The organism is Arthrobacter sp. MYb224 (assembly GCF_002975455.1).
Lineage (GTDB): Bacteria > Actinomycetota > Actinomycetes > Actinomycetales > Micrococcaceae > Glutamicibacter.
The window spans coordinates 1-26,349 of record NZ_PCPU01000009.1; the positions used below are offsets into that span (position 1 = coordinate 1).

Consider the following 26,349-nt stretch of genomic DNA (forward strand, 5'->3'; position numbering starts at 1 on the left):
GCCGGTCCGCGACGCGCAGCAGGAAGTCTCCGCGTTCGGGGGCGGGGAGCTGGGACCAGGTCCCGGTGTCGAAGGCGTGGCGGGCCGCGGCGATCGCGGCCTCGGCGTCCGCGGGCCCGGCCTCGGAGACGAGTGCTACCGGCTCGCCATTGGCCGGGCAGAAGATCTGCCTGGTCGCGGCCGAGCTGGCCGGGCCAAAGCTGCCGTCGATGAACAGCGTTTCGCCGCCGTGCAAGCGCGGATTCTGGTTGCCTTGAAGGCTCTTGGCTAGTTGAGGTTGCAGGTTCATGTGTTCTCCAGAGAAAGTTTCGAAGGTTATCGGTAGCGGCAGCGCCGGGTGCGGCAGTTGCCCTAGCGCTCGGGGTCAGTGATGGTTCCGTATTTCAGCGCGTTCCAGAAATCGCCGCGCACGTAGCGCTGTTCGGGCTCCGGATTGTAGTCCCAATGGTGCACCTTGCCCTGCTGCAGCGAGTTGGCGACCACCCGGCGGCTTGACTGGCTGTCCAGGATCTTGGACTCCAGCCGGGGCAGGTCGTACCGGAATTCCAACGCGCCGCGCATTGCCGCGACGACCTCGGCATGCTGCGGGTCGGTGGCTGCATTGTGCAGTTCATCGGGGTCGGCCGCCAGATCGAAGAGCTGCTCCGGGTCTCCCGGGCAGAGCACGAACTTGTAGTTCCCGCGGACGATGGTCAGCTGCGGACGCAAGGTCCCTTCGGCCAGGTATTCGATGACCACATCGCGGTCCCCGGCTCCGGCTGCGCCGCGCTGCGCGCGGCGCATCGATTCCGTCAAGGAACTGCCCGGAAGCTGCGCCGCTTCCATGCCGGCCAAGTCCAGGAGCGTCGGCGCGAGATCGAGCAGGGACACCGGCTCGGCGAAGCGGCCGGTGGGCACCAGATGCGCCGGCCCGTGCATGATCAGCGGGACCCGCGAAGACTGCTCATAGGGGGACATCTTGAACCACAGCCCCTTTTCACCCAGCATGTCGCCATGGTCGCTGATCACGATGATCACCGTGTTGTCGTCGAGATCCAGTGCCTGCAGCTGGGCGCGGATTCGCCCGATCTGGTCATCGATGTAGCTCACCGCCGCGTAGTAGGCGCGGCGCGCCCGGCGCACGCCGTCGAGATCCGGATAGCGCTGGTCGAAGCCGCTCATCGCGCGCAGGCGATGGCTATGCGGATCCTGGGCGCGGTCGGGAACCTCGGGGTGCGCCGGGTCGGGAATCTCGCCGTCGGCAAACCGGTCCCAGTGCTCGCGCGGCGGCTCATAGGGGTCGTGCGGGTGGATGAAGGAGGTGACCATCAAAAACGGCAGGTCCTCGCCCGCGGCCTGGTTCGCCCGCACCCGGTCGTTGAGATGGCGCAAGGAACGGAACGTGACCTCGTCGTCGAAGTCCTGCTGCACGCTTGCCTTGGACACCCCGGCCTCGAAGACCGCGGCGGCATCGTGGTACCACTGCAAGCGCTGTTCCAGCGGGCGGGTCCAATCCGGGATCATGTCCAGATCCGCCGGGTAGACATCCGTGGTGAGCCGCTGCTCGAATCCATGCTGCTGGTCCGGGCCGATGAAGTGCATCCGGCCAATGAGGGCCGTGTGGTATCCGGCCCCGCGCAGCCGGTGGGCGAAGGTGGGAATCGAGGCGGCGAAGTCGTCGCCGTTGTCGAAGCAGCCCAGATCCGAAGGCATCTGTCCGGTCATCATCGAGGCGCGTGACGGGGCGCACAGCGGGGTGTTACAGTAGGCGCGGTCGAAAACCGCCCCGGATTCGGCCAATGCGTCGATATGCGGCGTCTTGGCTGCCTGATCTCCGTAGGCGCCAAGCGCTTGGGCGGCCATCTGGTCGGCTTGGATAACAATGATGTTAGGTCGTTTGATTGACATCGTTTTTTCCTTTCGTAGTAACTGAAATTGGAGCTAGTTGATGAGTGCATGCTGTGGAGCCCAGCGATCGGGGAATACCCCTCCTGCGCGGCCGGTGCCGGCTGCGGCCCGGCAGGCAAGCCAGCTGGAGATCCTGGCGGCCCGGGCTCCGGAACAGCTGCGCCTGCTCGGATTGGCCGGCGGCAGCTTCCTGATGGGCAGCGAGGACGAACTGGCCTACCGGGCAGATGGCGAAGGCCCGGTGCGTGAAGTCGCCGTGCCGCCCTTCGCCATCGCCGCCACCGCGGTAACCGTCGCGGAATTCGCCGTTTTCGTCTTGGCCACCGGATACCGCAGCGATGCGGAAGTCCACGGGGATTCCCTGGTCTTCGCCGGGAACTTGTCAAACGAAACACGCAGGCTTGCAACGCCCGACGAGCATGCCCCGTGGTGGTGCACGGTCGCCGGGGCCAACTGGCAGCGACCCGAAGGTCCGGACTCGGATGCCCTGAAGCGGGCAAACCATCCGGTGACCCACGTATCTCTGCGCGATGCCCTAAGCTACGCGCAGTGGGTCGGCGCCCGGCTGCCCAGCGAGGCAGAGTGGGAATTCGCCGCCCGGGGCGGGCTGGAGCAGCAGCCTTATCCCTGGGGCGCCGAATTCGAGCCCGGGGGACAGGCCCGGATGAAGACCTTCGCCGGAGAATTCCCGCATGGCCCCACCAGCCCGGTCGGCACCGTGGAGGTGGCCGCATATCCGCCCAACGGATTCGGCCTCTACAACATGACCGGCAACGTCTGGGAATGGACCTCGGGGATCTTCTCCGCTGAGGATCCGCGTCCCGCCGTGCGCGGTGGTTCGCACATGTGCCACGCCTCGTATTGCCGGCGATACCGGACCTCGGCACGCACCGCCGTCACCGCCGACACCTCGCTGGCCCATACGGGATTTCGCTTGGCCGCAGACGTGAGCTGAGCTGCGCCTCCGGCGACCGGCTCAACGCCGCGGTTCGCCGCCGGGTTTATCCGGGGAGTCCACCACCGGCTGCAGCGAAATCTCCCCGGTTTTCGGATCCCAGCCGTCGGCCCACTCGCCCGTGGCGTAGCTGTACCCCACCGGCTGTCCGTTCTCGTCCGTGCGCTGATACCACTCGGTGTATTCCTCGCTGGTGGAATCCACATCGGCACCGGCTCCTTCGCCGGGCGTCGTGGCGACCACGTGCAGAGCGAAGTCGTCCCCGTAGCGGTCGACACCTTCGAATACCGCGTTATTGATCGCATTTTCGGCGTAGTGGTGCCGCAGCGCGAACGGATCGGTCCGCAAATCGCGGAACCAGGCGACGATGATCAGCAGCATGATGAAGGCAAATGGGACCGCGCTGACGATGACCAGTTGCTGGAGGCCTGCCAACGCAGAGGAATCGCCGAGCAAGAGCATGACGACGGCGATCCCGGACATCACCAGGCCCCAGAAGACCACGATCCACCGGCTGGGTTCCTGATTGCCCCGGGAGGTCAAGATGCCCATCACCACCGAGGCCGAGTCAGCGGAGGTGATGAAGAAGATCGCCAGCACCACGATGGCCACGTACGGCAGCCACTGCAGGTACGGCAGATTCTCGATCATGGTGAAGAACACCTGCGGGGCGGGCATATCGGCGCTGAACCCCGGCATTCCCTGCTGGTACATCCAGATCGAGGTGCCGCCCATGATGCCGTAGGCGACAAAGAGCAGCGATGAGGGAATCAGGATCGTGCCCAGCAGGAACTGCCGGATGGTCCGCCCCCGCGAGATGCGTGCGATGAACGAGCCGACGAATGGCGACCAGGAGATCCACCAGGCCCAGTAGTACACGGTCCAGACGGACTGGAACTCCTGGGTTTCCGCGCCCCAGGACAGCGAACGCCCCATCAGCTCGAACATCGAACCGAGATATTCCATCAATGACGAGGGCAGCAGATTGAGCAGAAACAGCGTGGGGCCAAGGAACAGCACCAGCCCGACGATGCCCACGGTGAGGATGATGTTGATGCTCGACAGATACCGGATGCCCCGCGAAACCCCGGAAACCGCCGAGATGATGAAGGCAACCGTCAGCAGGAGAATCAGGATGACCAGCATGTTATTGGTCAGTTCACCCGCGCCGGTGACGATGGTGATGCCGGTGCCGATTTGCATCGCCGCGATGCCAAGAGCCGCCGCGGTGCCAAATAGTGTGGCCACGATCGCGAACACATCGATGAGCTTGCCGGCGAAGCCTTCCGAATATCGCTGGCCGAATAAGGTGCGGAAGATGGAGGACATGAGCAGTGCCCGGCCGCGGCGGTACGCCGCGTAGGCGATGGCACCGCCAACCAGCGCGTACATGGCCCAGGCATGGAAGCCCCAGTGGAAATAGGTCTGCGCCATGGCGCCGTGCATGGCCTCGGTAGTTTCCGCTTGGTGCGTCAACGGCGGAGGGGCAATGAAATGGGTCAGCGGCTCGGACGGGCCGAAAAACAGTACTCCGATGCCGATGCCGGCCGCAAAGAGCATCGCGACCCAGGAGAAAGTGCTGAATTCCGGCTTTTCTCCGTCCTTGCCGAGGCATATTTTTCCATAGGGAGAGATCGCCAGGCCTATCAGGGAGACCAGGGTGATGATGGCGACGGTATTGAACAGCCAGCCCAGGTTGAGCGTGGACCAGGAGAACGCGGCGGAAGCTATATTGGCAACGCCGGCCGGATCGAGGATTCCCCACACGACGAATCCAATGGTCAGTGCCCCGGTGAGGCAGAGGACAAGCTTGCTGACCTGGTAGCGACGGCGCTGTTCGTCGATTCCGATACCCGGAACAAGCGCCGGGTGGATATTATGCGGATATCCGGGTCGGCGAAAATCGAGATTGGGCAACCGCCGCCGAGACTTTTTCCGTTTTCGGTCCTGCGCAGTTTCCGCCCCAGGGGTGGGCCGGGTTTCATCGGTTTTGGACATGGAAATTCTACCTTTGGTGATGCAGGGGCACCCCGGCGGCGTGGGAACAGGCATGGCGGATGAGAGAGCGAACGACATGACTGAACGGCCAACGGGGGCGCGGTGCGATTAAGGAGCTGGGATGAGTGAGCCGGCATCGAAGCCATGCTCAAGTGGAACCAAACCATCGAGGCCTGGTTCAAAAGTGCCTACACGGGTGCCGTGTGGCTACGGCTCGCAGCCCCACCAGCCAATGGCATTGGATTCCCAGGAATCATTCTCGTAGCCTGCGGTTCGCCGAGGAGAGTTTATGCGAAGCTTCTCAGCTGCATTGATGCTGGACAGATTGCGCGCAACAGAGATCGACCAGTCCGTGGACTGTGTGTGGAAATCGACGTGGCGCATGACACAAGACCCTAGACGTGGCGCATCACGGAGTCAAGGAAGCCTGGAAAAATCTTCGTACCAAGAAGCCGCGTCCGGCCCTCGAACGGTTCCTGCGCCAGCGGATGATCCGGCGCGGCGCCCGATCGGACGCACTTATCCACAGATTTTTCTGGCGCATCCCGGCGGGCCGCGCATCGGGGCACACTGGTCTGCATGGACACCACCGACCTGGATCAGGCCCTCGACGGGTACGGCCAGCTGCTGGAGACGCTGCAGCCGACCGACGCCGAGGCGTGCCGCCGGATCGACGGGGCCGCGCTGCGGGCGGTCATCGAACAAGAGACCCAGGTGCTCATCGGATTGCGGCGGGCATTGCAAGACACCGCAGACCCACGCCTGGCCCTGGAACTACTGGCCGCCGCGAAGCGGATCCAGGATGAATGCACCCGGATGAGCCTGGTGGCCGCGGATCGGCTGGCCGCCACCAACGCGCACCAGCTGGAAGCCGAAGAGCTCAACGAACTGCGCGTCCAGCCCGCCGATACCACCCGCGCCGCACGCCGCGCTTCCGGGCGCTCCTGCTTCAAAGACCCTGCAGAGCTGCTGGCCAGCTGGCTGAAGATCAGCTACGCCAAGGCCAAGCGGATGATGCTCGACGCCAGCGACCTGATCGGGCGTCGTGATCCCGCAGGGCAACCGGTGCCTCCACGCTTCCCGCATCTGGGCCAGCTGCTCGATGATCCGAAAGTCAGCCCCGAGGCGGTCTGCGAGACCAGCAAGAAGATCTCGCGCCGCGAACCGGAAGACACCACCTTTGAAGGCACCCCGACCGAGCCGACGCTGCTGGACAACTCCGGAATCGCGGTTGAAGAACGTGCGGCACAGATCCTGCACGATGAGCTGACCGAGAAGGAAGCCGAGAAGAAGATCGGCAGCCTGATCACGATCGCCAGCTCTCATCCCGAGACCTCCACCGCTGCGGCGCTGTGCCGGGGCATGTATCGGCGGCAAACCAGCAACCCACAGGTCGTTGAATTCGTTTTGCGCGTCGGGTTGCTCGAAGCCGAAATGCTCGACTCGCTGATCGCCCAGGCGAACAACCCGAAAACCCAGGCCGGCCAGCGCGCACGGCAAAACCCGGGTCATTCCGGGACGGCGCAGGGATCGGACTCCCTGCCCGAACAGCCCCAGCTGCCCGACTTCCTGCCTCCCGAGGCGGCCGGTGCCCGGTGGGAACCGGAGGCGCCGCAGATGCGGGTGAGCCCACCGGAACGAGCGTTGAATGCGCTCTTGGAACTGCTGGGCACTTCCGGAGAGGACGCCGGGAGACGCCGCATCGAACCCGAGGTCATCGTCCACATGAAAATCGATGATCTGCGAAACCTGGCCGGGGCCCACGGGCGAACGGCCCATGGAATGGATCTTCCGCCGGGGGAGCTGAGAAAACTCTTATGCGATGCGAAGATCATTCCGGCGGTGTTCGGCGGGCGCGGTGAACTTCTGGACTTCGGCCGAGCTAAGCGGCTGGTTCCGCCGAGCCTGCGCAAGGCGGTGCTGGCGCGGGACCGTGGATGCCTGGTGCCTGGCTGCACCACGCCTCCGGAACGGGTGGAAATCCACCACATCAAATCCCACGCCGACGGCGGGGATACGAGCCTGGAAAATTCCGGGCCAGGCTGCGACGCGCACCATACGGCCTATGACCTCGGAATTATCAAGGTCATCTTCCAGGACGGGCTGCCGTGGGTGATCCTGCCCAAGCACATCGACCCGGAGCAAAAGCCGCGGCGCAATACCTACTGGGGCGAGGACGGCTAGCCGGAGTTCCCGCGCGCCGAACCGCGGCCTGGTCAATACGAGACCGAGCCCCACGAGCCGGTCGGCTCAGGCAAGGCAACGTCCGCCCGCTGCACCCTGATCTATGCGGAACTGCTACGATGAGGCACCCCAAAGCAAAGGAGCGTCCCGTGGGCAAGGTGGTCATGTACGGCTCGGTGTCGGTGGACGGTTTTATCGCGGATGCGAACGACCAGCCCGGAGCGCTGTTCGACTGGTTGACCGCCGGCGAAGTCCCGTTGGACGGGAGCGGCGCCTTGAAGGTGTCGCAGGCATCCTACGACTACACCCGGCCATACTGGGACCGGATCGGGGTGACGATCGTCGGCCGCCACGTCTTCGACATGACGGATGGCTGGGACGGGAAGCCGCCGAGCGGGGTCGAGCACATGGTCGTCGTGACGCACCGGCCGAAGCCCGAGGGCTGGGATCCCGAGGCGCCTTTTCACTTCGTCGACGGCGTCGCAGCAGCCGTGGCCAAGGCGCAGGAGCTCGCCGGTGAGCGCATCGTCGAGGTCTCCGCTGGCGATGTTGGCGGCCAGGCGCTGGCCGCGGGCCTGGTCGACGAGGTGCGCATGGACGTCGTTCCCGTCGTGTTCGGCTCCGGCAAGCGCTACTTCGGGCCGGCCCACGCCCAGCACCCGCTGGAGGATCCCGACGCGGTGATTCAGGGCGACCGGGTGCTCCACCTGCGCTACCCGGTGCGCCGTTAACCGAGCGTGCTGCGACGACAAAATCCCGGGGCGCCGGCGAATTCAATCGCTAGCGCCCCGGGATTCGCGCGGAGTAGCGCAGGCAAGCTGCGCCGGCTAGGTGCCTAAGGTTCCCAGGTTCTGGAACTTCTGCTGCCGGCGCTCCAACCTGTATTCGTCGGGAATCACCCGGGCCAAGGAAACCTCGGCGGCGATCGCCGCACAGAGCTTCTGCGCGAATTCACGCGGGTGCCCGGCGGCCTCATCGAGCTCGTCGACCACGTGGTCGACCAGCCCGAAGCCGCACAGCGAGCCGACTCCGATGCGTTGCGCGCGGGCCATCTGGGGCGCCTGCTCGATGCTGCGGTGGATGATGGCGCTCGCGCCTTCCGGCGGCAGCGGCGAGAGCCACGAATTCTGCGCGGCAATGGTCCGGTCGGCCGGGAGCAGCGCCAGCGCGGCCCCGCCGGTGCCCTGGCCAAGCAGCACCGATACCGAGGGGGAGCGAAGCCCGATCAGCTCGCTCAGCGACCGGGCGATCTCGCCGGCCAGCCCGCCTTCTTCGGCCTCGGCCGAAAGCTCGGCCCCGGTGGTGTCGATGATGGTCACCAGGGCCAGGCCGAGCTCCTGGGCCAATTGCATGCCGCGGCGTGCCTCGCGCAAGGAGGCTGGGCCCATGCTGGAGGTGCTTAGGTGGCGTGGACGCTGCTGGCCAAGTACCACGCATCGCTGGTCGCCGAAGCGCGCCAGCGCGAGAATCAGGCCGGGGTCCTTTTCCCCCTGCCCGGTCCCGTTCAGCGGCAGCGCGTCGTCGGCGGAGGCGAGAACCATGCGGGTATCCGGGCGGCGCGGATTGCGGCTGATCTGCACCGAATCCCACACATCAGGCGTGCTGCCGGGCGCCGTCCGGCCCAGCGGCGCGGGCAACGAAGCGCCCACCTCGGCCGGCTGCAGGATCCGCAATGCCCGCAGCACCAGCTCGGGCAGTTCCTGCGGGTCGACCACCGCGTCGATCAATCCCTTGCGGAAGAGGTTCTCGGAGACCTGCACTCCTTCGGGGAACTTTTCCCCAGATAGCGACTCATAGACGCGGGGTCCCAAGAAGCCGAGCAGCGCTTCGGGTTCGGCCACGGTGATGTGTCCCAGCGAACCCCAGGAAGCCATCACCCCGCCGGTGGTCGGATGGCGCAAATACACCAAATAGGCCAGACCGGCTTCCTTATGCCGGCGCACCGCATCGGTGATCGCAACCATGCCGAGGAAGGCCAGGGTGCCTTCCTGCATCCGGGTGCCGCCCGAGGCGGGTCCGGCGAGCAGGGGCAGCCCTTCGCTGGTGGCCCGCGTGATCGCGGCGACGATGCGTTTCACCGCGGCTTGCCCGATGGACCCGGCCAGGAATTTGAACTCCGAGACGATCACCGCCACCGGCCGCCCTTGGATCATTCCCTTGCCGGTGAGCACCGATTCATCGGCACCGCTCTTGAGCCGCGCGGCGTCCAGATCCGCCGCGTAGCTTTCGCTGAGCTCGGGCTGGCGCGGGGTGCTGTCCCAGGATTCAAAGGAGCCTTCGTCCAGCACGATGCCGAGCAGTTCGGCCGCGCCGAGGTGAGCGGTTTTGGTGTTCATGACCGTTCCTCCCTTCCGGCGTCCAGCCATTGTTCGATGTCCGCGGCGTCGGCGTTCAGCAACGGTGGGGCGCTATGCCTGGTTTTGGTGGTTTCCGCGCTGGTGGCGGGGTCGAAGAAACGCAATGGCGGGCCGGGGAGGCTGATCTTGCCCAGCACCTCATGCTCGACCTCGACGATGAGCCCCTGGGATTTGACCTGTTCCCATTCGTAGACTTCCTCGATGCTCCGCACCTTGCCCGAGGGGATGCCCGCCGAGTCGAGCAGGGCCAGAAGTTCGGTTGCCCCGTAGCCGGAGAAGGCCTGCTCGATGAGCGGGTTCAGCTGCGACCGGTGCTCCACGCGGGCGGCATTGCTGGCGAAGCGGGCATCGTCGGGTGCCAGGCCGAAGGTCGCCGCGAATTTCTGCCAGAGTTTTTCGCTGCCGACGCTGATCTGCACCTTGCCTCCGTTGCAGGGGTAGAGGCCATAGGGGGCGATGGACGGGTGGTGGTTGCCGATGGCGCGGGGGTTCTGGCCGGCTACGGTGGCCCGGGTTCCTTGGAATGCGTGCACCCCAACGATCGAGGCGAGCAGCGAGGTGCGCACCACCTGTCCGCGCCCGGTCTGCTCGCGTTCCAGCAGTGCCGCCAGGGCGCCAAAGGCGCCGTACATCCCGGAGAGCAGATCCGCGATGGGCACCCCGACCTTCTGCGGATCCTCGGGGCCGGAACCGGTAATCGACATCAGCCCGGCCTCGCCCTGCAGGATCTGGTCGTAGCCGCTGCGGTGGGCCTCGGGCCCGTCGTGGCCGAAGCCGGTGATGGACATGATCACCAGCCGCGGATTGAGCTCGTGCAGCACCGCGGTGCTGAATCCGAGCCGCTCCAGCACCCCGGTGCGGAAGTTCTCCATCAGCACGTCGGCGTGCTTGATCAGCTCAACGAGCTTTTCCTTGTCCGCCGCGGCTTTCAGGTTCAGCGACAGCGACTGCTTATTGCGGTTGCAGGAGAGGAAATAGGTGGCTTGCGGGTTGTCCTCCGGTCCGGCAAAGGGCGGACCCCAGCCTCGGGTGTCGTCCCCGGTTTCGACGGATTCCACCTTGATCACCTTGGCGCCAAGGTCGCCCATCATCATTCCCGCATGGGGCCCGGCCAGCGCCCGGGTCAGGTCGAGCACCACGTATCCGTTCAAGGGGCCGGCGGTGGTTGACTGCATTTTCTCGGCAACGGCCGTCGTAGAGCTCAAGGCTCCTCCTAGCAAATCTTGGATTGAATGGGGAGTGCGGGCTTAGAGCCAGCCCGGCAGCACCAGCGTGGCCCAGGCCAGCAGCGGTCCGACGAGGACAACGATGCCGCCGTAGCCGAGGACCTGCTTGTAGAAGCGGTCCTTGTCCGTGCCTTCCGGCGCATTGGCCAGCACCAGCGCGCCGTTGGTGGAGAACGGGGAAACATCCACCACGGTGGAGGCGATGGCCAGCGCGCAGATCAGGCCGACAGCGCTGATGGATCCGGTGTTGAGGAAGGGGATGGCCAGCGGGATCAGCGCCGCCAGGATGGCGGTGGAGGAGGCGAAGGCCGAAACGAGTGCGCCGATGTAGCAGATCAGCAAGCCCGCCAGCAGCGGTGCGCCCAGGGTGGCCACGGCGTTGGAGGCGTATTCGATGGTTCCGGCTTCTTGGAGCACACCGACGAAGGTGAGCATGCCGCAGATGAGCAGCACCGTGGACCAGCTGATCTTGTTGACCGCGCCCTTTTGCCCGGCCGGGTTGACCAGGGCGAGGAAGACCGCGATGGTGATGGATACGAATCCGACATCGACCTTGAAGCCCAGGGCGATCACGGCCAGGGCGATCAGCCCGATGATCGTCATGGTCTGTCCGAAACGCTGGCCGGGCGCCTTGGGCGCTGCGCCGTCTCCGGCCGGATCGCGTGGCCCGTAGGTGCCCGATCCGCTGCCCTTGAAATCGACGTCGGCCCCGCGGGTGCCCACGGATACCGACAGGCGTGCCTCCGCGACGCGTTCGGCAATGGCGCCGGCGCGCTGTCCGGCGAGCTTCTTGCCGCCGAGCACCAGGAAGAGCACGACCGCGATGACGAGGTTGAATACGAAGCTGGTCAGGAACAATGCGGTGGGGCTGAAGGGGAAGCCGGCTTCTTCGATGAGTCCGTTGACGATGACGCCGTAGACGGCGATCGGGGAGAAGCCGCCGGCCTGCGCGCCGTGCACGATGAGCATGCCCATCATCAGCGGGTTGATCTTGTATTTCTGGGCGAAGGTCAGACCGATCGGCGCGATGATCGCTACCGCCGCCGGGCCCAGGGCGCCGATGGAGGTGATGGCCGCGGTGATGGCGAACATGACCCAGGGGATCAGCGAGATTCGATTGTCGACGAGCTTCACCGCCTTGTCCACCAGGACGTCGATGGTGCCGTTATTCTGCGCGATGGCAAACAGATAGGTGACGCCGACCAGGGTCAGGAACAATCCTCCGGGGAAGTTCGCGAGGATGTCCTTGGCATCCATGCCGAGAAAAACCGTGCCGAGCAGAAATGCTCCGACGAAGGCCAAAGCCCCCATGTTGATCGGGAACATCGTGGCAATTATGAACATCACCGCCAGCACGATGATGGAAACAAGCGCGACAGACATGGGAATTCCTTTTATTGAAGGTTGCGTGGTCGTTGATTTGCCTGTGATGGGCATCACTGGCTCACTGGCCTAGCCTCCTAGACTCTCGGTGTCTTGTCAAGCGAATTTTCGGTGTAGGTTTGAGCTATAACGCATTCGTGAGGAAGGAATCAAGGTGGCTGAAGCCAAGAAGCCCAGGCAGTTTGCAAAGGTGCAACGCCCGCGGCTCTATGAGCAACTGATGCAGCAGATCCTGACTTTTGTGGAAGAAGAGCAGCTCGGCCCCGGCGACCATCTGCCGGCGGAACGCGAATTGGCGGAGCAGCTGGGCGTTTCGCGGGCGACTCTCGCCCAAGCGCTGGTGGCTTTGGAAGTTCTCGGAGTCATCGATGTGCAGCATGGCACCGGAGCGGTGCTGATGTACCGGCCCAGCGTCGCCACCGTGCTGCGCGATCTGCGGGCGCACAAAAACCGCTTGCCGGATATCGTCGAGGCGCGCAGCACCTTGGAGGTCAAGCTGGCCGCGCTGGCCGCCGAGCGCCGCACGGAGGCCGACCTGCAGAAAATTGACCAGGCGCTGGAGGTGATGGCCGCAGAAATCGGCGATGGCGGACGCGGCGCGCGCGGGGATGAGCTGTTCCATGAGGCGATCACGGGAGCGGCGAAGTCATCAGTGCTGCAGAAGCTGATGACGTTCATCGCCGAGATGGTCCTTGAAACCCGCATCGAATCCCTCGGGCAGCCCGGTCGTCCCGAGCGTTCGCTGGAGTCCCACCACAAGATCGCCGACGCCATCCGCGCTGGTGATGCCCAAGGCGCCGCCGATGCCATGGGTGAGCATATTGAGATGGTGTCCGATGTGGCATTGCTGAAGGACGATAACTAGTCGCATCACAGGTGCCTTCGGCCCGTGGGACGGACGTGCCCCGGTGCCTCGGCTCTAGTATTCCTGCATGTGCGCGGCGATCTGCTGAATTAAGGCGCTGACCAGGGCAGGTTGTCGCCGCCTTGGCATCGTGAGGATCTGCGCGGTGCGTTCGGCCAACGCCGGATGGTCGATCGGGATGAATTTCAGGCCGTGGCTCAGGCCGTCGCGGCGGGCGAAATGGCTCAATAGAGTCACCCCGGCTCCGGAGCGCGCAAACTCCATTGCCGGGTTGATGTGATCCGTGGTCAGCACGATTTTAGGTGTGAGGCCTGCCATGGACGTGGCTATGTCGAAGAGCTCGCGTTGGGTGATGCCTTTCGCGGGCATGGACATCGGATAGTCGCATAGCTCGGCCAGCGACACCTCGGTGCGAACCGCCAGGGGATGCCCGGTGCTGACGACGGCATATGCCGGCGCAGGGCAGGAATGCTCGACGTTGACGCCGCGCTGCGGCCCCAGCGCAAAAATTGTGGCGAGGTCCGCCGTTCCTTCGATGACTTGCCGGGTGGCCTCCGCGGAGGGCAAGACGCTCAGGTGAACCGAAACCTCGGGGTGCTCCTTGCAAAAGGCCGACACCGCCCGCGGTGTCAGCGATGCCGCCAGCCCCTCCGAGCTGACCACCTCGATGATCCGCGATGCCCCGATGGACAGTTCGCTCAGATCATGGGTCAGCTGCTCGCCCTCGGCCAGCATGCGACGGGTATGCGCCAGCAACAGGACTCCCGCATCCGTCAATTCCATTCCACGGGCGTGGCGGCGGAAAACCGCGGACCCGACTTGATGCTCGAGCTGGGTGATCTGGCGGCTAATGGCCGAAGCGGAAACATGCTGGGCTTCGGCCGCTTCGGAGATGGAGCCGGTGCTGGCCACTTCGTGGAAATAGCGCAGCGCGGTCGGCAACGTTTGCATTCCTGGGAACTCCGCTCGACTAGCATTTTGCGTTTAACTCAAACCTCATGCAGGAAACGGCACTGGTGCGCACGTAATTCATCTCCTACTGTGATCTACAGTACCTCACTGGGATAAGGGAGAAACCATGCAGAATAGACGAGATTTACTGGCTACTGCGGATCAATATGTCGACTCGGGCCAGCTGTTCGAGGATCTGTCCGAACTAGTTGCCTGCCCTACCGTCAGCACCGACGCAGCCATGAGAGTTGCAATGAACTCATATCTTGATGAGGTATTGCGCGCCAGGCTGGAGCGCATGGGTTTCACGGTGCAGTTGGATCTCGACTGGCAAGGTTCGGGCAATTCCTTCCTTCGCGCGGTGCGCACCGAACACCATCAGCACCCAACGGTGCTCTGCTATGGGCACGCCGATGTGGTTGATGGCCAAGCCGGCCAGTGGGACGAAGGACGCGAGCCCTTCGTCCTGAGCGCCGAGGGCGACAGATGGTACGGACGCGGAACCGCAGATAACAAGGGCCAGCATTTGGTGAACCTCAAGGCACTGGAGATGGTCCTGGCCCAGCGTGGCGCGCTCGGGTTCAACCTCGTCTTCCTCTTCGAAGCCGGCGAGGAAATCGGTTCGCCGCACCTGCAGGAATACGCCGCCGCCCATCGTGGTCAATTGGCCGCAGACGTGTTCATCGCCTCCGACGGTCCCAGGCTGTCCGCCGAGCGGCCCACGATATTTCTCGGCGCGCGCGGTGGAGCCACCTTCGAACTCAGCGTTCCGCTGCGTCCGGGCGGCTACCATTCGGGCAATTGGGGCGGGCTCTTGCGCAACCCCGCGACCACCCTCGCAGGTGCCATCGGAGTGCTCGTCGATGGCCATGGGCGCATCCAGGTGCCGGAGTTGCTTCCTAGCCAATTGCCTTCCTCGGTGCGCCAGTCGCTCGAAATGGTCAAGGTGGGCGGTGGCGCGCAGGATCCTGAACTGGATCCCCATTGGGGCGACACCAGCCTGAGCCCCGCTGAGCGGCTCTATGGCTGGAATACCTTGGAGGTACTCGCCCTTCGCTCCGCCGATATTTCCCGGCCGGTTAATGCCATTCCCGGCGAAGCGCGCGCGGTATTGCAGCTGCGCTTTGTGGTTGGCACAGATATGCATGAGCTGGAGGGAGCGATTCGCCGGGCGTTGAACGAGGCCGGGTATCCAATGGTGCAGCTGAAAATGGGCCAGTGCTTCGCGGCGAGCCGAATCGACCCCGATAACCCATGGGTGCGCTGGGCCAGCGATTCTGTCCAGCAGACCACGGGCATGCCCACCGTGGTGCTGCCGAATATCGGAGGCTCGCTGCCCAATGAGGTCTTTGAAGCAACTCTGGGCCTGCCGACGTTGTGGATCCCGCACTCCTATCCGGGGTGCCAGCAGCACGGGCCCAATGAGCACGCCCTGGAATCGGTGCTGCGGCAGGGATTGAAAATGATGTGCGGACTCTTCCATGACCTGGGAACTCGCAATGACCTGCCACGCACGGTGGCGTTGACCAATGAGAAGATTTAGGACCCAGCATGGAAAATCACCAGCAATCACCAGTTGAGGAACAAGCCGGCCTGCATCAACGGCCGGAGCGTGCCGCCTCCGGCGCGCCGCAACGCCGCCAGTCAGCAGCCCGCGGGATTGCCGCGGCCACCGTTGGAAATGCGCTGGAATGGTACGACATGTCCATCTACGCGCTGCTGGCCATCTATATCGGCCACAATTTCTTCCCCTCGGATAATCCGGCGGTAGAAGTCATCCAGGCCTTTGCGGTCTTCGGCGTCTCCTATCTGATTCGTCCGCTGGGCGGGCTGGTGCTGGGGTCGTATGCGGACCGCAAGGGGCTGAAAAAGGGGCTGATCCTGACCATCAGGCTCATGGTGCTGGGCACGGCGATCATTGCCCTGATGCCGGGCTATGACACGATCGGGATGCTGGCCCCGCTGGGACTCATCGTGGGCCGGCTCGTTCAGGGATTCTCCGCCGGCGGAGAGTTCGGCGCGGCCACCTCCTACCTGCTGGCGCAGAACAAGGAGCGCAAGGGATTCCTCGGCAGCTTTCAATTCGCCAGCCAGGGGTTGGGTGCCTTGATGGCCGCGATCACGGTGGTCGTCTTGACGAGCATTTTCACCACCGAGCAAATGAACGAGTGGGCCTGGCGCATCCCGTTCTTCATCGGCCTGCTGGTGGGACCAGCCGGCTGGTGGATACGGCGTCACGTCGACGAAGCACCGTTGCCGGAACGCCCTGCCACCGGCCCGCAGGGCGCAGTGCCCGCGGTGCATGCTCCGGTACGCGAGCTCTTTCGCTCCAATAAGGTCTCGGTGCTCATGGCCGGCGGCGGGCTCGCCATTTCCACGGCGCTGAACTTTGTGCTGCAGTACATGCCGACCTTCGGCATCAACCACCTGGGGATGAGCCCTACGATCTCGTTCTCCTCGCTGATTATTTCCGGGGTCATCCTGACCTTCGCCACCCCGGTGGTCGGGCACCTTTCGGATCGCTTCGGCAGGCTGCGCATCATGGTTCCGGCGGCGCTGGCGATCATGGTGCTGACTATCCCGTTGTTCCTCTGGCTGATCGCGGGCCAGACCTTCCTGGTGCTCGCGGTCGTCATGACGATCCTGGGGCTGCTGAAGGCGTTGTATTTCGGTGCGCTGCCCTCGGTGATGGCGGACGTCTTCAGCGATTCCACGCGGGCTACGGGACTTTCGTTCAGCTATAACGCGGCGGTGGCGGTATTCGGCGGATTCACCCCGATGATTTGCGCTTTCCTCATCGAGGCCACCGGGCAGCCGATCGCACCAGGTTATTACCTGGCGGTGCTGTCCATCGTCAGCATCGTGGCGCTGGGCTCGGCATTCCGTTTCCGGGCGGTGCGGTAGGGCGGGTGGCGCACGAACCCCTGTGTGGCGCCCCGGCAGCCTGAAGGGGAATGAGGGGCAACGGCAAAACCCCGGGGCGCCAGCGAATCTAATCGCTAGCGCCCCGGGGTTTTCACGTAGTAGCTCAGGGAAGCTACGTCGGTGGGTTCCTAGACCTGGTTTCCGAGCTTGAAGCCCTTGGAAGCCTGGCCGCGGTAGGTGCCGGTCTCGTCCTTCTCGCGGGTGTAGGAGAAGCCGTCGGCGCCGACGGTCACCGCCATTTCCGAATTATCGGTGCGCTCGATGATTTCCTGCACGTTGCCGTCCAGGTCCAGCACCTTCGAGGCTTCGGTGTACCACGATGGAACTACTGGGTTGCCCCACCAGTCGCGGCGCTGGTTGTCGTGCACATCCCAGGTGATGACCGGGTTGTCCGGGTCGCCGGTGTAGTAGTCCTGGGTGTAGATCTCGATGCGGTGGTCATCTGGATCCAGGATGTAGAGGTAGAACGCGTTGGACACACCGTGGCGGCCCGGGCCGCGCTCGATGCGGTCCGAGATGCGCAGCGCGCCCATCTTGTCGCAGATCTGGATGATGTTGTGCTTCTCGTGGGTGGAGAAAGCCACGTGGTGCAGGCGCGGGCCGTTGCCGCCGGTCAGCGCGGTGTCGTGCACGGTGCCCTTGCGGTGCATCCAGGCGGCGTAGGTGGTGCCTTCTTCGTCCTGGATGTCCTCGGTGACGCGGAAGCCCAGGTCTTCGAGGTACTTGCGGCCGCGCGGCACATCCGGGGTGACCTGGTTGAAGTGGTCCAGGCGGACCAGCTCGCCGGCGGAGTACAGGTCATAGCGCATGTGCAGGCGCTCGACGTGCTCGGTCTCGAAGAAGAACTCGTACGGGAAGCCCAGCGGATCCTCGACGCGCACGGCATCGCCGATGCCGCGCACGAAGCCTTCGCTGCGGCGCTCGGTGCGGCAGCCCAATTCCTTGTAGTACGCCTCGGCGGCGTCGACCTCGGCGGTGGAGCGCACGCGGAAGGCCATGGCCTTCAGCGCGGCTACCGGGCCGAGGGTCAGCACCAGGTTGTGGTGGATGAACTCCTCGAAGGAACGCAGGTAGATCTGCGTGTCGTCCTCGTAGGACACGTGCAGGCCGAGCACGTCGACGTAGAACTTGCGCGAGGCGGCCAGGTCGGTGACGACCAGTTCGGCGTAGGCGCAGCGCAGGATGTCCGGCGCTGGAACCGTTGGGGTGGCGATGGGGTTGGAAATCTCTTTGCTCATTGTGTTGCTCCTTTGCGAATGGGCAGGGTAAGTAGTTAGGCGCCGAACTTCGGGGTGTGCACATCTCCCAGGGTGATGTGCACGGCCTGCTGGTCGGTGTAGAAGTCGATCGAGCGGTAGCCGCCCTCGTGGCCCAGGCCCGAGGCCTTCACTCCGCCGAATGGCGAACGCAGGTCGCGCACGTTGTGCGAGTTCAGCCACACCATGCCGGCCTCGATGTCCTGCGCGAAGTTGTGGGCACGCTTCAGGTCGTTGGTCCACAGGTAGGCGGCCAGGCCGTACTTGGTGTTGTTCGCCAGCTCCAGGGCTTCTTCCTCGGTGTCGAATGGGGTGATTCCCACGACCGGGCCGAAGATCTCTTCCTGGAAGATGCGTGCATCTGGTGCGACATCGGCGAAGACGGTCGGGGCGACGTAGGAGCCGTTTTCCTGGCCTTCGGGCAGGTTCTCCGGGCGGCCGCCACCGGCGACCAGGCGGCCTTCGGACTTGCCGATTTCCACGTAGCTCATGACCTTGTTGTAGTGCTCCGGGTGGACCAGCGCACCAACCTGGGTGGTTGGATCGTGCGGATCGCCGACCTTGATGTTCTTCGCCCGGGCCGCGTAGGCCTCGACGAACTTCTCGTAGATGCCGCGCTGGACCAGGATGCGCGAACCTGCGGTGCAGCGCTCGCCGTTCAGCGAGAACACGCCGAACAGGGTGGAGTCGATGGCCGCGTCGAAGTCTGCATCGTCGAACACGATGGCCGGGGACTTGCCGCCCAGCTCCATGGACATGCCCTTGAGGTTCTCCGCGCAGTTGCGGAAGATCAGCTGGCCGGTGGAGGATTCGCCGGTGAAGGAGATCAGCGGGACCTTCGGGTGCTTGACCAGTGCGTCGCCGGCTTCCTCGCCGATGCCGTTGACCAGGTTGAAGACACCGGCGGGCAGGCCGGCCTCTTCGAAGATGGTGGCCCACAGCGAAGCGGAGAGCGGGGTGAACTCCGCCGGCTTGAGCACCACGGTGCAGCCGGAGGCGATCGACGGGGCGAGCTTCCAGGATTCGAGCATGAACGGGGTGTTCCAGGGGGTGATCAGCCCGGCGACGCCGATGGGCTTGCGGTTCACGTAGTTCAGCTGCGAGCCCGGGACCTTGAGCGCATTGTCGTGCTGGGCGACGATCAGGTCGGCGAAGAAGCGGAAGTTCTCCGCGGCGCGCTGGGCCTGGCCCTTGGCCTGGGTGATCGGCAGGCCGGTGTCGAAGGTTTCCATCTCGGCCAGGCGGTCCTGCTGGGCAACGACCGCGTCGGCGATCTTGTACAGCACGTTGGCGCGTTCGCGTGGCTTCATCTTCGGCCATGGGCCGTTGTTGAAAGCCTCGGTGGCGGCGGCGACCGCTGCATCGATGTCGGCCTGCTGGCCGGCGGCGGCGGTGGCGTAGTCCTGGTTGGTGACCGGGTCAAGAACGCCGAAGGTTTCCCCGCCGATGGAATCGACGAACTTGCCGCCGATGTAGTGCTGCAGGTGGGTCGGCAGGTTTTCCGGAACGAAGTGCTTGCTCATGGATGTTTTCCTTTCGCGTGGCTTTCAACGGTGAAAGTCATGAAATTGTGAAATCTTTTTAGGTGGCTGGGCCGAGGCTAGATGACCGAGGGGGCCATTCCGGCCTGGTCCAGATAGGCGTTGAGCGTGTTGGTGCGGTGCGTGCGGGCGGCCTCTTCGATTTCCCGGGGGGAGGCGTGGGCGCGGATGAGTTCCAGCAGGTGCTGATGCTCTTCCACCGAGGCTCTGGCGCGGTGCGGGATGTGGGTGAAGGAGCTGGCTCGCATGGCCGCGAGCCGGCGCCATCCGCGCTGCACCAGGTCCAGGATGTGCGGGTTCGGGCACTGGCTGTAGAGCTGCTGGTGGAACTCGTTGTTCAACGCGGTGAAGGCCACCGGGTTGAAGTCCTCCAGGCACTGGCGCATCGCGTCGTTCAGCTCCTGCGCCCGCTTCAGCCACGCCTCGTCCATTGCCGCCGCCGCAAGTGCGGTGGCGGCCGGTTCGATGACCGCGAGGGTCTGCATGGTGTGCAGGTACAGGGTGGAGTCGACCTGTGCGACGGTGGCGCCCACATTGCGGGTGAAGTGCACCAGACCTTCGGCTTCCAAGCGTCGGATGGCCTCGCGTACCGGGACCACCGAGCAGCCCAGTTCTTCGGCGATGGTTCCCAGAACGAGTCGGTAGCCCGGGGAGTAGGCCCCGTTGACGATCCGTTCGGAGACCAGCGCGTAGGCGACCTCTGACTTGGAATTGCTCATTACAGTTCCCAGCTGGCCAGATCCGGGGATCCGGCGTCCTTCCAGGCGTTGTACTTGGTCTTCCACTCGGCGTTCATCGGGAACAGGCCCTCGATGCCGTGGCCGCGCTGGACCATGGCGAAGATGAACTCGTCGTTGGATTCGGTGATCATCGCTTCGGCGGCGACCTCTTCGACCAGTGCCGGCGGGATCACCACGATGCCGTCCGAGTCCGCCACGATGACATCCCCGGGCTGCACCGACACGCCGCCGCAGGCCACGGTCAGGTCCTTGTCCCAGGCCACGTGCTTGCGGCCGAGGACCGCGGGGTGCGCTCCGTTGTAGAAGACCGGGATCTCCAGGTTGCTCACCGCATCCAGGTCGCGCACGCCGCCATCGGAGATGATCGCCGCGGCGCCCAGCTGCTGGCTGCGCAGGGCGAGGATGTCGCCCAGGGTGGCCGAGCCGGTTTCCCCGCGGGCCTCCATGACCAGGATTTCGCCGTCGCCGAGGGAGTCGATGGACTGCTTCTGCATGTTGTAGCCGGCGCCGTGGGCCTTGAACAGGTCCTCGCGGTTAGGGATGTAGCGCAGGGTGCGGGCGGTGCCGATCACGCGCTTCATGCCCTTGGTGGCGCCGGGGACTTCGATGTTCACGTTGTTCAGCCCACGCTTGCGCAGGGTGGCGGACAGGGTGGCGGTGGCCACCGCGGCGAGCTGCTCGCGGACCTTGTCGGTGAGTACCGACTTGCCGGTGACAAGCGCTGGCATGCCGGCGGTTTCGCGGTCGCCGTAGGCGTCTTCCTTGTCCTTGTCGGTGACCTTTGGCTGGTTGCCGAAGGCCGCGAAGGTCTGGGTGCCCTCGACCGCGGTGGTCTTCAGCCGGCCGGTGGTGGCGCCGGAGAGCAGGTCGGTGACCTCAACCTCGACGACGTCGCCCGGGAAGAAGACGGTGGAGCCGGCCGGGGTGCCGGTGAGGATGACGTCCCCTGGCTGCAGGGTCATCTGCTGGGAAAGATCCGCGACGATCTGCGCGAAGGAGAAGAGCAATTCCGAGGTGTCGGCATCCTGGGCGATCTGGCCGTTGACCCAGGTCTGCACGCGCAGCTTCGCTGGATCCAGCTCGGCCGCCGCGAGGGCGGTGGGGCCCATCGGGGTGTAGCCGTCGCCGGACTTCGAGCGGATGTTCGAGCCCTTGTCCGCGTACTTGATGTCGTGGACGCCGAGGTCGTTCGAGGCGGTAACCGAGCCGACGTAGCTCCAGGCTTCCTCAACCGAGACGCGGCGGGCGGCCTTGCCGATGATCAAGGCGATTTCGCCTTCGAAGGCGAGTAGCTCGGTGCCGGCCGGGCGTTCAACGGTGGAACCGGTGGTCGCCAGCGAGCTGGTGGCCTTCATGAAGTAGCTCGGGAACTTCGGGGTGCGGCCACGCTGGGCTGCCCGCGAGGAGTAGCTCAGGTGCACTGCAAGGACCTTGCCAGCCTGGGCGAAAGTTTCTTCGCTCACCGGGATCGGATTACTCATCTTTGATCTTCCCACTTTCGTCGTACATCAAATCGTATACGATCAGTGTGCGCTGAATCTCAGGCACTGTCAAGTCACTGCGCGCGATTGCTTCGCCACTGGTTGCCTGAAGTTCCTGATTGGGTGGAATTTTCCCGTGATTCCGCGGAAGTTAACTCCGATTCTTCACCTGGGCGGTCGGTTAATCAACCACTTTTCCGGGCGCGAATCGGTTGTAGAAATAGGCGCAAGTCAGCGCGATGGAGCCAGAGATCGTATATATGATCCAGTTCAAAATGGGGCAGTTGAACAGAAATGATGGCGTTGTGCTCTTGCAGGACAAATGCCTGTAGCTGGAAAGCTGCAATCGGGGTGGGTGGCGAAAAAGTAGAAAATCCGTCGGTAGCGCGATTCTTCGCCAGAAACAGGACTTCTTCTGACCTGTAACCTGTCCTTTTCACAACAAGGAGACGGACGCGCGGGTGATCGCAATGGTCAGTAGCCATTACCTTGATTCGTACGTGATATCTGGTTCAGACTCATGCCAGAAGAATTAGGGTTGGTGGAGGTTTACCCACTTGTCTTGCGAACGAACAATGTCGGGCACAGAGAACCCTGGCGTCGTCTATTCGACGAATTCACAAGTCACGCCCAGTTAGGCCGGGCGCCTGAGCTGCTCGGACATTTGACTTGAAGAGCTTACTCCTGAGGTCAAGTGCTCGCACCGCCGTAGGGAGGGAAAGCCGATGACTGCCGCTAGATGCGTCATTTCAGAAATGCGAAACTGGTACGGCAGGCCCCTTGGAGTATTCGTGGTTAAACGGGCTGCCGTACCTGTGTCTTGCTTTTAGGACTCAATAGCCTTGGATGCCTTTGAATTCTCCAAGATTTCCTCCATGAGTGGATCGGTCCGCTGCTCGTGGGCAGGCAGGTTCATCACGCTGGAGAAGAGGTTTGCCATTCGACGGGCCGACTCCAACCCTTCGCCCTCGACGGCCCATGAGTCGAAGGTGAAGGTGAGGTTCTCGTCCTTGGTGATGATCTCCAAAGTAGGACCCTTTTTTGGCCTTTCAAGGAAGCGGACGTAACGGATATCGTTCAGCGGGGTGATGCGCTCAACGGCGCCTTCTTTAGTGAGTTCGCTCTGATCAGCCACAAAGAAATATTCTGAGGCAATTCCGAGATATACGTTGTTCGCGAGGAGTCTTTCCTGATTTGCATCGGCCAAGGCAAGAACCTGTGCAGGCTCAGGAAGGGACCAAGCAAGGATATCTGTCAGTTTGCTTGGGGTCTCGGACTTGAATACGGAAACCTTCGGAGCCACGGCCCTTCTTCGGGGGAGTACCTGGCTGCGCAGATCGGCGACGGAGGCCGAGAGGGCTTCTGCCATCGCCATGGCCTCGTCAATATTGCGACGCTTCGACGTGAAGGGAAGGCTGCGTGCGGAGGGCAACAATGACAGCAATCGCACGTTGCGTTCAACCTCGGCGAGCAAGTGGGCGATTTCCAACATGGCTTCGTCATGTTCGGACTTGGTTTCCTCAACGAGGTGGGTAAGCAGACGTTCGTTTGCGTCCAGATTTTGTGCGTCGTGGCTGATGAGGCTGCCGCGCAGCGCTTGGGCGCGGTACCAAGCGAATTCGGCCATGAGCATCCCGTGAGCATCGGCGATGATCTGGTCGAAATTTTTCTGGATATAGCTTCGACTGGTTTTGGCGTCCGCATCCAGTGCCTTGAGGTGATCCCGCACGAAATCCACGAACAACTTGCGGAACTTGCGCAGATCGGCCTGACGGCTGGCCAACGGGGCAAAGATGTGCTCGTTGACCGTTCCAGCCGCCTCGGCTTCGTTCAGGGCCTGGAGGCTAGTTTCATGCAGGCCGATTAGTGTGGCCCACTGGTCTTGGTGGATGGCACGCAACACGTCACGGGTCAGCTCGATGTTCTCGTCAACCCGACGCGAGATTGAGGCGAGCTGCATTTGTAGCGCCAGCAAGACCAAGGCCGGACCCAGCATCGGCGCCAAGAGTGCACCCTGAGCCCCTACTGCGGGAAGAAGGCGTGCGTGGGCAACTAACTTCCCGTTTGCAGTAACGATGGTTCCCAGACTTTGGCCACCGGATTGCATCAACGAATTTCCTGCCTGGTTCAGAAGCTGCAGCGATTCTGGAGCCAAGCGGACAAGCCCTTGGGCTTTAGGCAGGGCGCTGGCACCCAGTGCGGCGAGGTTCCCGACACCGGCCGCGGTCGAGAGGCGGTCGGTGAGCCGCTCTCCGGCTGCCTGGCCCAGCACATTGAATTCGAGCAGGTCCATACCCTTAGGGGCGTGGTCGGCAAAAAGTAACGCATAGCCGTCTCCGACGTTCAGCAAAGTCAGTTCGGACTCAGTGGCAGCCAATGCCGACTCTGACTCATTGTCCCGGACGACGTCGGAAATTTCGGTCGTTGGATCTACTGGAGTGGACATGAAGTTCCTTTGCTGGACAGGAAGCGAATGAAGGGCGGCAATAAGGCAGGATCTGATTGGGTGAGTATCCGTGTCGACACCAGCAGTCTATCGTTCCCAATGGTCCGGGGTTGGGCGTTTCATCCGCGGTGGTGCCGATCAAGCAGCGAAGCCCCCCGGAAGTTCCACTGACGTGTGAGCTCCGGGGGCCAAAGCCACAGAATTTTCCTTAGACAGCGGTGGTGCGCGCAACTGCCGCAGCGCGTTCATCGGCTTCGCGCAGGGCACGCTCCACGCGGTCCACATCGCGCACCGCGCCCTTGTCCGCGGACAGTGCCATCGCGGCGTAGGCACGCAGTGCAGGGGAGACCACGCGTTCGCGGTTGGCCGGGCGGTAGCCGGTGGTGGCCAGCAGGCGCTCGCGGCGCTCGGCCAGCACGTTGTCGGGCACGTTCAGCGTCAGGTCGCGGGTCGGGATGTCGATGGAGATCGAGTCGCCATCCTCAACCAGGGCGATGATGCCGCCGGACGCTGCCTCGGGGGAGACGTGCCCGATGGATAGTCCGGAGGTGCCGCCGGAGAAGCGGCCATCGGTGATCAGCGCGCAGGACTTGCCCAGGCCGCGGCCCTTGAGGAAGGAAGTCGGGTAGAGCATTTCCTGCATGCCCGGACCGCCCTTGGGGCCCTCGTAGCGGATGACCACTACATCGCCGGCCTTCACCTGCTTGTTCAGGATCTTCTCTACCGCCTCGTCCTGGGACTCGCAGACTACCGCCGGACCGGTGAAGCTCCAGATGGAGGGATCCACGCCAGCGGTCTTGACCACGGCGCCATCCACGGCAATGTTGCCGCGCAGCACAGCCAATCCGCCGTCCTGGGAGTAAGCGTGCTCCACCGAGTGGATGCAGCCTTCGGCGGCGTCCGTATCCAGTTCTTCCCAGCGCGCGGACTGCGAACCGGCGGTGGAGGAACGTACCCCGCCAGGAGCGGCATGCCACAATTCGAGGGCCACGTCGGTGGCTTTGCCGCCGCGGATATCCCAGTCGTCCAGCACCTCGCCCATGGTGGCGGCATGCACGGTGTTCACCGTGTCATCGAGCAGTCCGCCGCGGCGCAGTTCGCCGAGGATGGCAGGGATGCCACCGGCCCGGTGGACATCTTCCATGTAGTAGATCTTCCCCGCGCCGGCGGAGTTCGGGGCGACCTTGGCAAGGCAGGGCACCCGGCCGGAAATTTCATTGATTTCTTCCAAGCCGAACTCGACGCCAGCCTCGTGGGCGGCGGCCAGCAGGTGAAGAATCGTGTTGGTGGAACCGCCCATGGCAATATCCAGGGTCATCGCGTTGCCGAAGGCCTCGATGGTGGCGATATTGCGTGGCAGTACCGTCTCGTCGCTGTCCGCGTAGTAGCGGTTTGCGATATCCACGATGGTCTTGCCGGCGTTTTGATACAGTGCCGTGCGTGCGGTGTGGGTAGCCAAGGTGGAACCGTTGCCCGGCAGGGCCAAGCCCATGGCTTCGGTGAGGCAGTTCATCGAGTTTGCGGTGAACATGCCCGAGCAGGAGCCGCAGGTGGGGCAGGCCGATTCCTCGATGCGCAGCAGGTCCGCGTCGGAAACGTTTTCGTTCACTGCCTCCGAGATGGCATCCACCAGGTCCAAGGTGCGCACGGTGCCATCGACCAGGGTGGCGCGTCCTGATTCCATCGGGCCGCCGGAGACGAACACGGTAGGAACATTCAAGCGCAGGGCTGCCATGAGCATGCCCGGGGTGATCTTGTCGCAGTTGGAGATGCAGATCAGCGCGTCGGCGCAGTGTGCGTTGACCATGTATTCGACCGAGTCGGCAATCAGATCGCGCGAAGGCAGCGAGTAGAGCATGCCGCCGTGACCCATGGCGATGCCGTCGTCCACGGCAATGGTGTTGAATTCGCGGGGGATCCCGCCGGCCTCGATGATGGCCTCGGAGACGATGCGGCCCACCGGCTGAAGGTGGGTGTGGCCGGGAACGAATTCGGTGAAGCTGTTGGCCACGGCGATGATCGGCTTGCGGCCGAGATCAGCGCCGTTGACGCCGGCTGCGCGCAGCAGTGCGCGGGCGCCTGCCATGTTGCGGCCGTGGGTAATGGTGTGCGAGCGATAAGTGGTCATCCTCAAATCCCATCATGGATTTGTTC

The 26,349-nt window shown here is 63.8% G+C and carries 20 protein-coding genes; 6 read left to right on the forward strand and 14 right to left on the reverse strand.

Going from position 1 to position 26,349, the window contains the following annotated elements; all coding sequences use genetic code 11:
• Both CQ017_RS14980 and betC read right to left on the reverse strand, forming a co-directional pair.
• The coding region (locus CQ017_RS14980) for an aldehyde dehydrogenase family protein (RefSeq protein ID WP_146112499.1) at positions 1–289 on the reverse strand (289 nt) is incomplete at its 3' end.
• 62 nt (positions 290–351) lie between these two features.
• The gene (gene betC / locus CQ017_RS14985) at positions 352–1,887 is read right to left on the reverse strand and encodes a choline-sulfatase (protein ID WP_105554359.1); all 1,536 of its coding nucleotides are present in this window, start codon (positions 1,885–1,887) and stop codon (positions 352–354) included.
• Positions 1,888–1,927: 40 nt separating this feature from the next.
• On the opposite strand from betC, the gene CQ017_RS14990 reads away from it, so the two are divergent.
• Positions 1,928–2,842, forward strand: coding sequence for a formylglycine-generating enzyme family protein (locus CQ017_RS14990; protein ID WP_105554360.1), 915 nt, complete (start codon positions 1,928–1,930; stop codon positions 2,840–2,842).
• Positions 2,843–2,863: 21 nt separating this feature from the next.
• Here CQ017_RS14990 and CQ017_RS14995 read toward each other — a convergent pair whose 3' ends face one another.
• On the reverse strand, positions 2,864–4,840 hold the full coding sequence (locus tag CQ017_RS14995) for a BCCT family transporter (RefSeq protein ID WP_105554361.1): 1,977 nt from the start codon (positions 4,838–4,840) through the stop codon (positions 2,864–2,866).
• A 579-nt stretch (positions 4,841–5,419) separates the two neighbouring features.
• On the opposite strand from CQ017_RS14995, the gene CQ017_RS15000 reads away from it, so the two are divergent.
• The gene (locus CQ017_RS15000) at positions 5,420–7,024 is read left to right on the forward strand and encodes an HNH endonuclease signature motif containing protein (RefSeq protein WP_105554362.1); all 1,605 of its coding nucleotides are present in this window, start codon (positions 5,420–5,422) and stop codon (positions 7,022–7,024) included.
• A gap of 149 nt (positions 7,025–7,173) precedes the next feature.
• Positions 7,174–7,755, forward strand: a complete 582-nt coding sequence (locus CQ017_RS15005; RefSeq protein WP_105554363.1) for a dihydrofolate reductase family protein — start codon at positions 7,174–7,176, stop codon at positions 7,753–7,755.
• Positions 7,756–7,851: 96 nt separating this feature from the next.
• Here CQ017_RS15005 and CQ017_RS15010 read toward each other — a convergent pair whose 3' ends face one another.
• The 3 genes from CQ017_RS15010 to CQ017_RS15020 all read right to left on the reverse strand — a co-directional run bounded on the left by CQ017_RS15010 (position 7,852) and on the right by CQ017_RS15020 (position 11,990).
• Positions 7,852–9,360: a carboxyl transferase domain-containing protein gene (locus tag CQ017_RS15010; RefSeq protein ID WP_105554364.1), complete on the reverse strand. Its 1,509-nt coding sequence runs from the start codon at positions 9,358–9,360 to the stop codon at positions 7,852–7,854.
• Positions 9,357–10,556: a CaiB/BaiF CoA-transferase family protein gene (locus CQ017_RS15015; protein WP_105554365.1), complete on the reverse strand. Its 1,200-nt coding sequence runs from the start codon at positions 10,554–10,556 to the stop codon at positions 9,357–9,359. The genes CQ017_RS15010 and CQ017_RS15015 overlap by 4 nt, the downstream gene beginning before the upstream one ends.
• Before the next feature lie 72 nt (positions 10,557–10,628).
• A complete protein-coding gene (locus CQ017_RS15020; protein WP_105554366.1) occupies positions 10,629–11,990 on the reverse strand; it encodes an SLC13 family permease in 1,362 nt (453 codons plus the stop codon).
• A gap of 154 nt (positions 11,991–12,144) precedes the next feature.
• Here CQ017_RS15020 and CQ017_RS15025 point away from each other — a divergent pair, with 154 nt between their 5' ends.
• A complete protein-coding gene (locus CQ017_RS15025) occupies positions 12,145–12,855 on the forward strand; it encodes a FadR/GntR family transcriptional regulator (RefSeq protein WP_258133727.1) in 711 nt (236 codons plus the stop codon).
• A 54-nt stretch (positions 12,856–12,909) separates the two neighbouring features.
• Here the strand turns inward: CQ017_RS15025 and CQ017_RS15030 are convergent, their stop codons facing one another.
• Positions 12,910–13,806: a LysR family transcriptional regulator gene (locus CQ017_RS15030; protein ID WP_105554367.1), complete on the reverse strand. Its 897-nt coding sequence runs from the start codon at positions 13,804–13,806 to the stop codon at positions 12,910–12,912.
• Positions 13,807–13,933: 127 nt separating this feature from the next.
• Here CQ017_RS15030 and CQ017_RS15035 point away from each other — a divergent pair, with 127 nt between their 5' ends.
• Complete coding sequence (locus CQ017_RS15035; protein WP_105554368.1) at positions 13,934–15,349, forward strand: M20 family metallopeptidase; 1,416 nt, start codon at positions 13,934–13,936, stop codon at positions 15,347–15,349.
• Between the two features lie 8 nt (positions 15,350–15,357).
• A complete protein-coding gene (locus tag CQ017_RS15040) occupies positions 15,358–16,710 on the forward strand; it encodes an MFS transporter (protein ID WP_105554369.1) in 1,353 nt (450 codons plus the stop codon).
• Positions 16,711–16,859: 149 nt separating this feature from the next.
• Here the strand turns inward: CQ017_RS15040 and hpaD are convergent, their stop codons facing one another.
• From hpaD to ilvD, 7 genes are all read right to left on the reverse strand, one after another.
• The gene (gene hpaD, locus CQ017_RS15045) at positions 16,860–17,969 is read right to left on the reverse strand and encodes a 3,4-dihydroxyphenylacetate 2,3-dioxygenase (RefSeq protein ID WP_258133730.1); all 1,110 of its coding nucleotides are present in this window, start codon (positions 17,967–17,969) and stop codon (positions 16,860–16,862) included.
• Between the two features lie 35 nt (positions 17,970–18,004).
• Positions 18,005–19,510 carry a 5-carboxymethyl-2-hydroxymuconate semialdehyde dehydrogenase gene (hpaE, locus tag CQ017_RS15050; protein WP_105554370.1) on the reverse strand — a complete coding sequence of 502 codons (1,506 nt, stop codon included), beginning with the start codon at positions 19,508–19,510 and terminating at the stop codon, positions 18,005–18,007.
• 77 nt (positions 19,511–19,587) lie between these two features.
• Positions 19,588–20,247, reverse strand: coding sequence for a GntR family transcriptional regulator (locus CQ017_RS15055; RefSeq protein WP_105554371.1), 660 nt, complete (start codon positions 20,245–20,247; stop codon positions 19,588–19,590).
• Positions 20,247–21,749, reverse strand: coding sequence for a fumarylacetoacetate hydrolase family protein (locus tag CQ017_RS15060; protein WP_105554372.1), 1,503 nt, complete (start codon positions 21,747–21,749; stop codon positions 20,247–20,249). Before CQ017_RS15060 ends, CQ017_RS15055 begins: the two co-directional genes overlap by 1 nt.
• A 185-nt stretch (positions 21,750–21,934) precedes the next feature.
• Entirely contained in the window at positions 21,935–22,234 is a 300-nt protein-coding gene (locus tag CQ017_RS17930) for a hypothetical protein (protein WP_141393498.1), read from the reverse strand.
• A gap of 341 nt (positions 22,235–22,575) precedes the next feature.
• On the reverse strand, positions 22,576–24,195 hold the full coding sequence (locus CQ017_RS15065; protein ID WP_105554373.1) for a hypothetical protein: 1,620 nt from the start codon (positions 24,193–24,195) through the stop codon (positions 22,576–22,578).
• A 208-nt stretch (positions 24,196–24,403) separates the two neighbouring features.
• Positions 24,404–26,323, reverse strand: coding sequence for a dihydroxy-acid dehydratase (ilvD, locus tag CQ017_RS15070; RefSeq protein ID WP_105554374.1), 1,920 nt, complete (start codon positions 26,321–26,323; stop codon positions 24,404–24,406).
• Positions 26,324–26,349 lie beyond the last annotated feature (26 nt).

Excerpts from the sequence above, each read along its gene's own strand:
- betC (WP_105554359.1), bottom strand. The coding sequence starts at position 1,887 with ATGTCAATCAAACGACCTAACATCATTGTTATCCAAGCCGACCAGATG.
- CQ017_RS14990 (WP_105554360.1), top strand. The coding sequence starts at position 1,928 with ATGAGTGCATGCTGTGGAGCCCAGCGATCGGGGAATACCCCTCCTGCG.
- CQ017_RS14995 (WP_105554361.1), bottom strand. The coding sequence starts at position 4,840 with ATGTCCAAAACCGATGAAACCCGGCCCACCCCTGGGGCGGAAACTGCG.
- CQ017_RS15000 (WP_105554362.1), top strand. The coding sequence starts at position 5,420 with ATGGACACCACCGACCTGGATCAGGCCCTCGACGGGTACGGCCAGCTG.
- CQ017_RS15010 (WP_105554364.1), bottom strand. The coding sequence starts at position 9,360 with ATGAACACCAAAACCGCTCACCTCGGCGCGGCCGAACTGCTCGGCATC.
- CQ017_RS15015 (WP_105554365.1), bottom strand. The coding sequence starts at position 10,556 with ATGCAGTCAACCACCGCCGGCCCCTTGAACGGATACGTGGTGCTCGAC.
- CQ017_RS15020 (WP_105554366.1), bottom strand. The coding sequence starts at position 11,990 with ATGTCTGTCGCGCTTGTTTCCATCATCGTGCTGGCGGTGATGTTCATA.
- CQ017_RS15030 (WP_105554367.1), bottom strand. The coding sequence starts at position 13,806 with ATGCAAACGTTGCCGACCGCGCTGCGCTATTTCCACGAAGTGGCCAGC.
- CQ017_RS15035 (WP_105554368.1), top strand. The coding sequence starts at position 13,934 with ATGCAGAATAGACGAGATTTACTGGCTACTGCGGATCAATATGTCGAC.
- CQ017_RS15040 (WP_105554369.1), top strand. The coding sequence starts at position 15,358 with ATGGAAAATCACCAGCAATCACCAGTTGAGGAACAAGCCGGCCTGCAT.
- hpaD (WP_258133730.1), bottom strand. The coding sequence starts at position 17,969 with ATGAGCAAAGAGATTTCCAACCCCATCGCCACCCCAACGGTTCCAGCG.
- hpaE (WP_105554370.1), bottom strand. The coding sequence starts at position 19,510 with ATGAGCAAGCACTTCGTTCCGGAAAACCTGCCGACCCACCTGCAGCAC.
- CQ017_RS15055 (WP_105554371.1), bottom strand. The coding sequence starts at position 20,247 with ATGAGCAATTCCAAGTCAGAGGTCGCCTACGCGCTGGTCTCCGAACGG.
- CQ017_RS15060 (WP_105554372.1), bottom strand. The coding sequence starts at position 21,749 with ATGAGTAATCCGATCCCGGTGAGCGAAGAAACTTTCGCCCAGGCTGGC.
- CQ017_RS17930 (WP_141393498.1), bottom strand. The coding sequence starts at position 22,234 with ATGGCTACTGACCATTGCGATCACCCGCGCGTCCGTCTCCTTGTTGTG.
- CQ017_RS15065 (WP_105554373.1), bottom strand. The coding sequence starts at position 24,195 with ATGTCCACTCCAGTAGATCCAACGACCGAAATTTCCGACGTCGTCCGG.
- ilvD (WP_105554374.1), bottom strand. The coding sequence starts at position 26,323 with ATGACCACTTATCGCTCGCACACCATTACCCACGGCCGCAACATGGCA.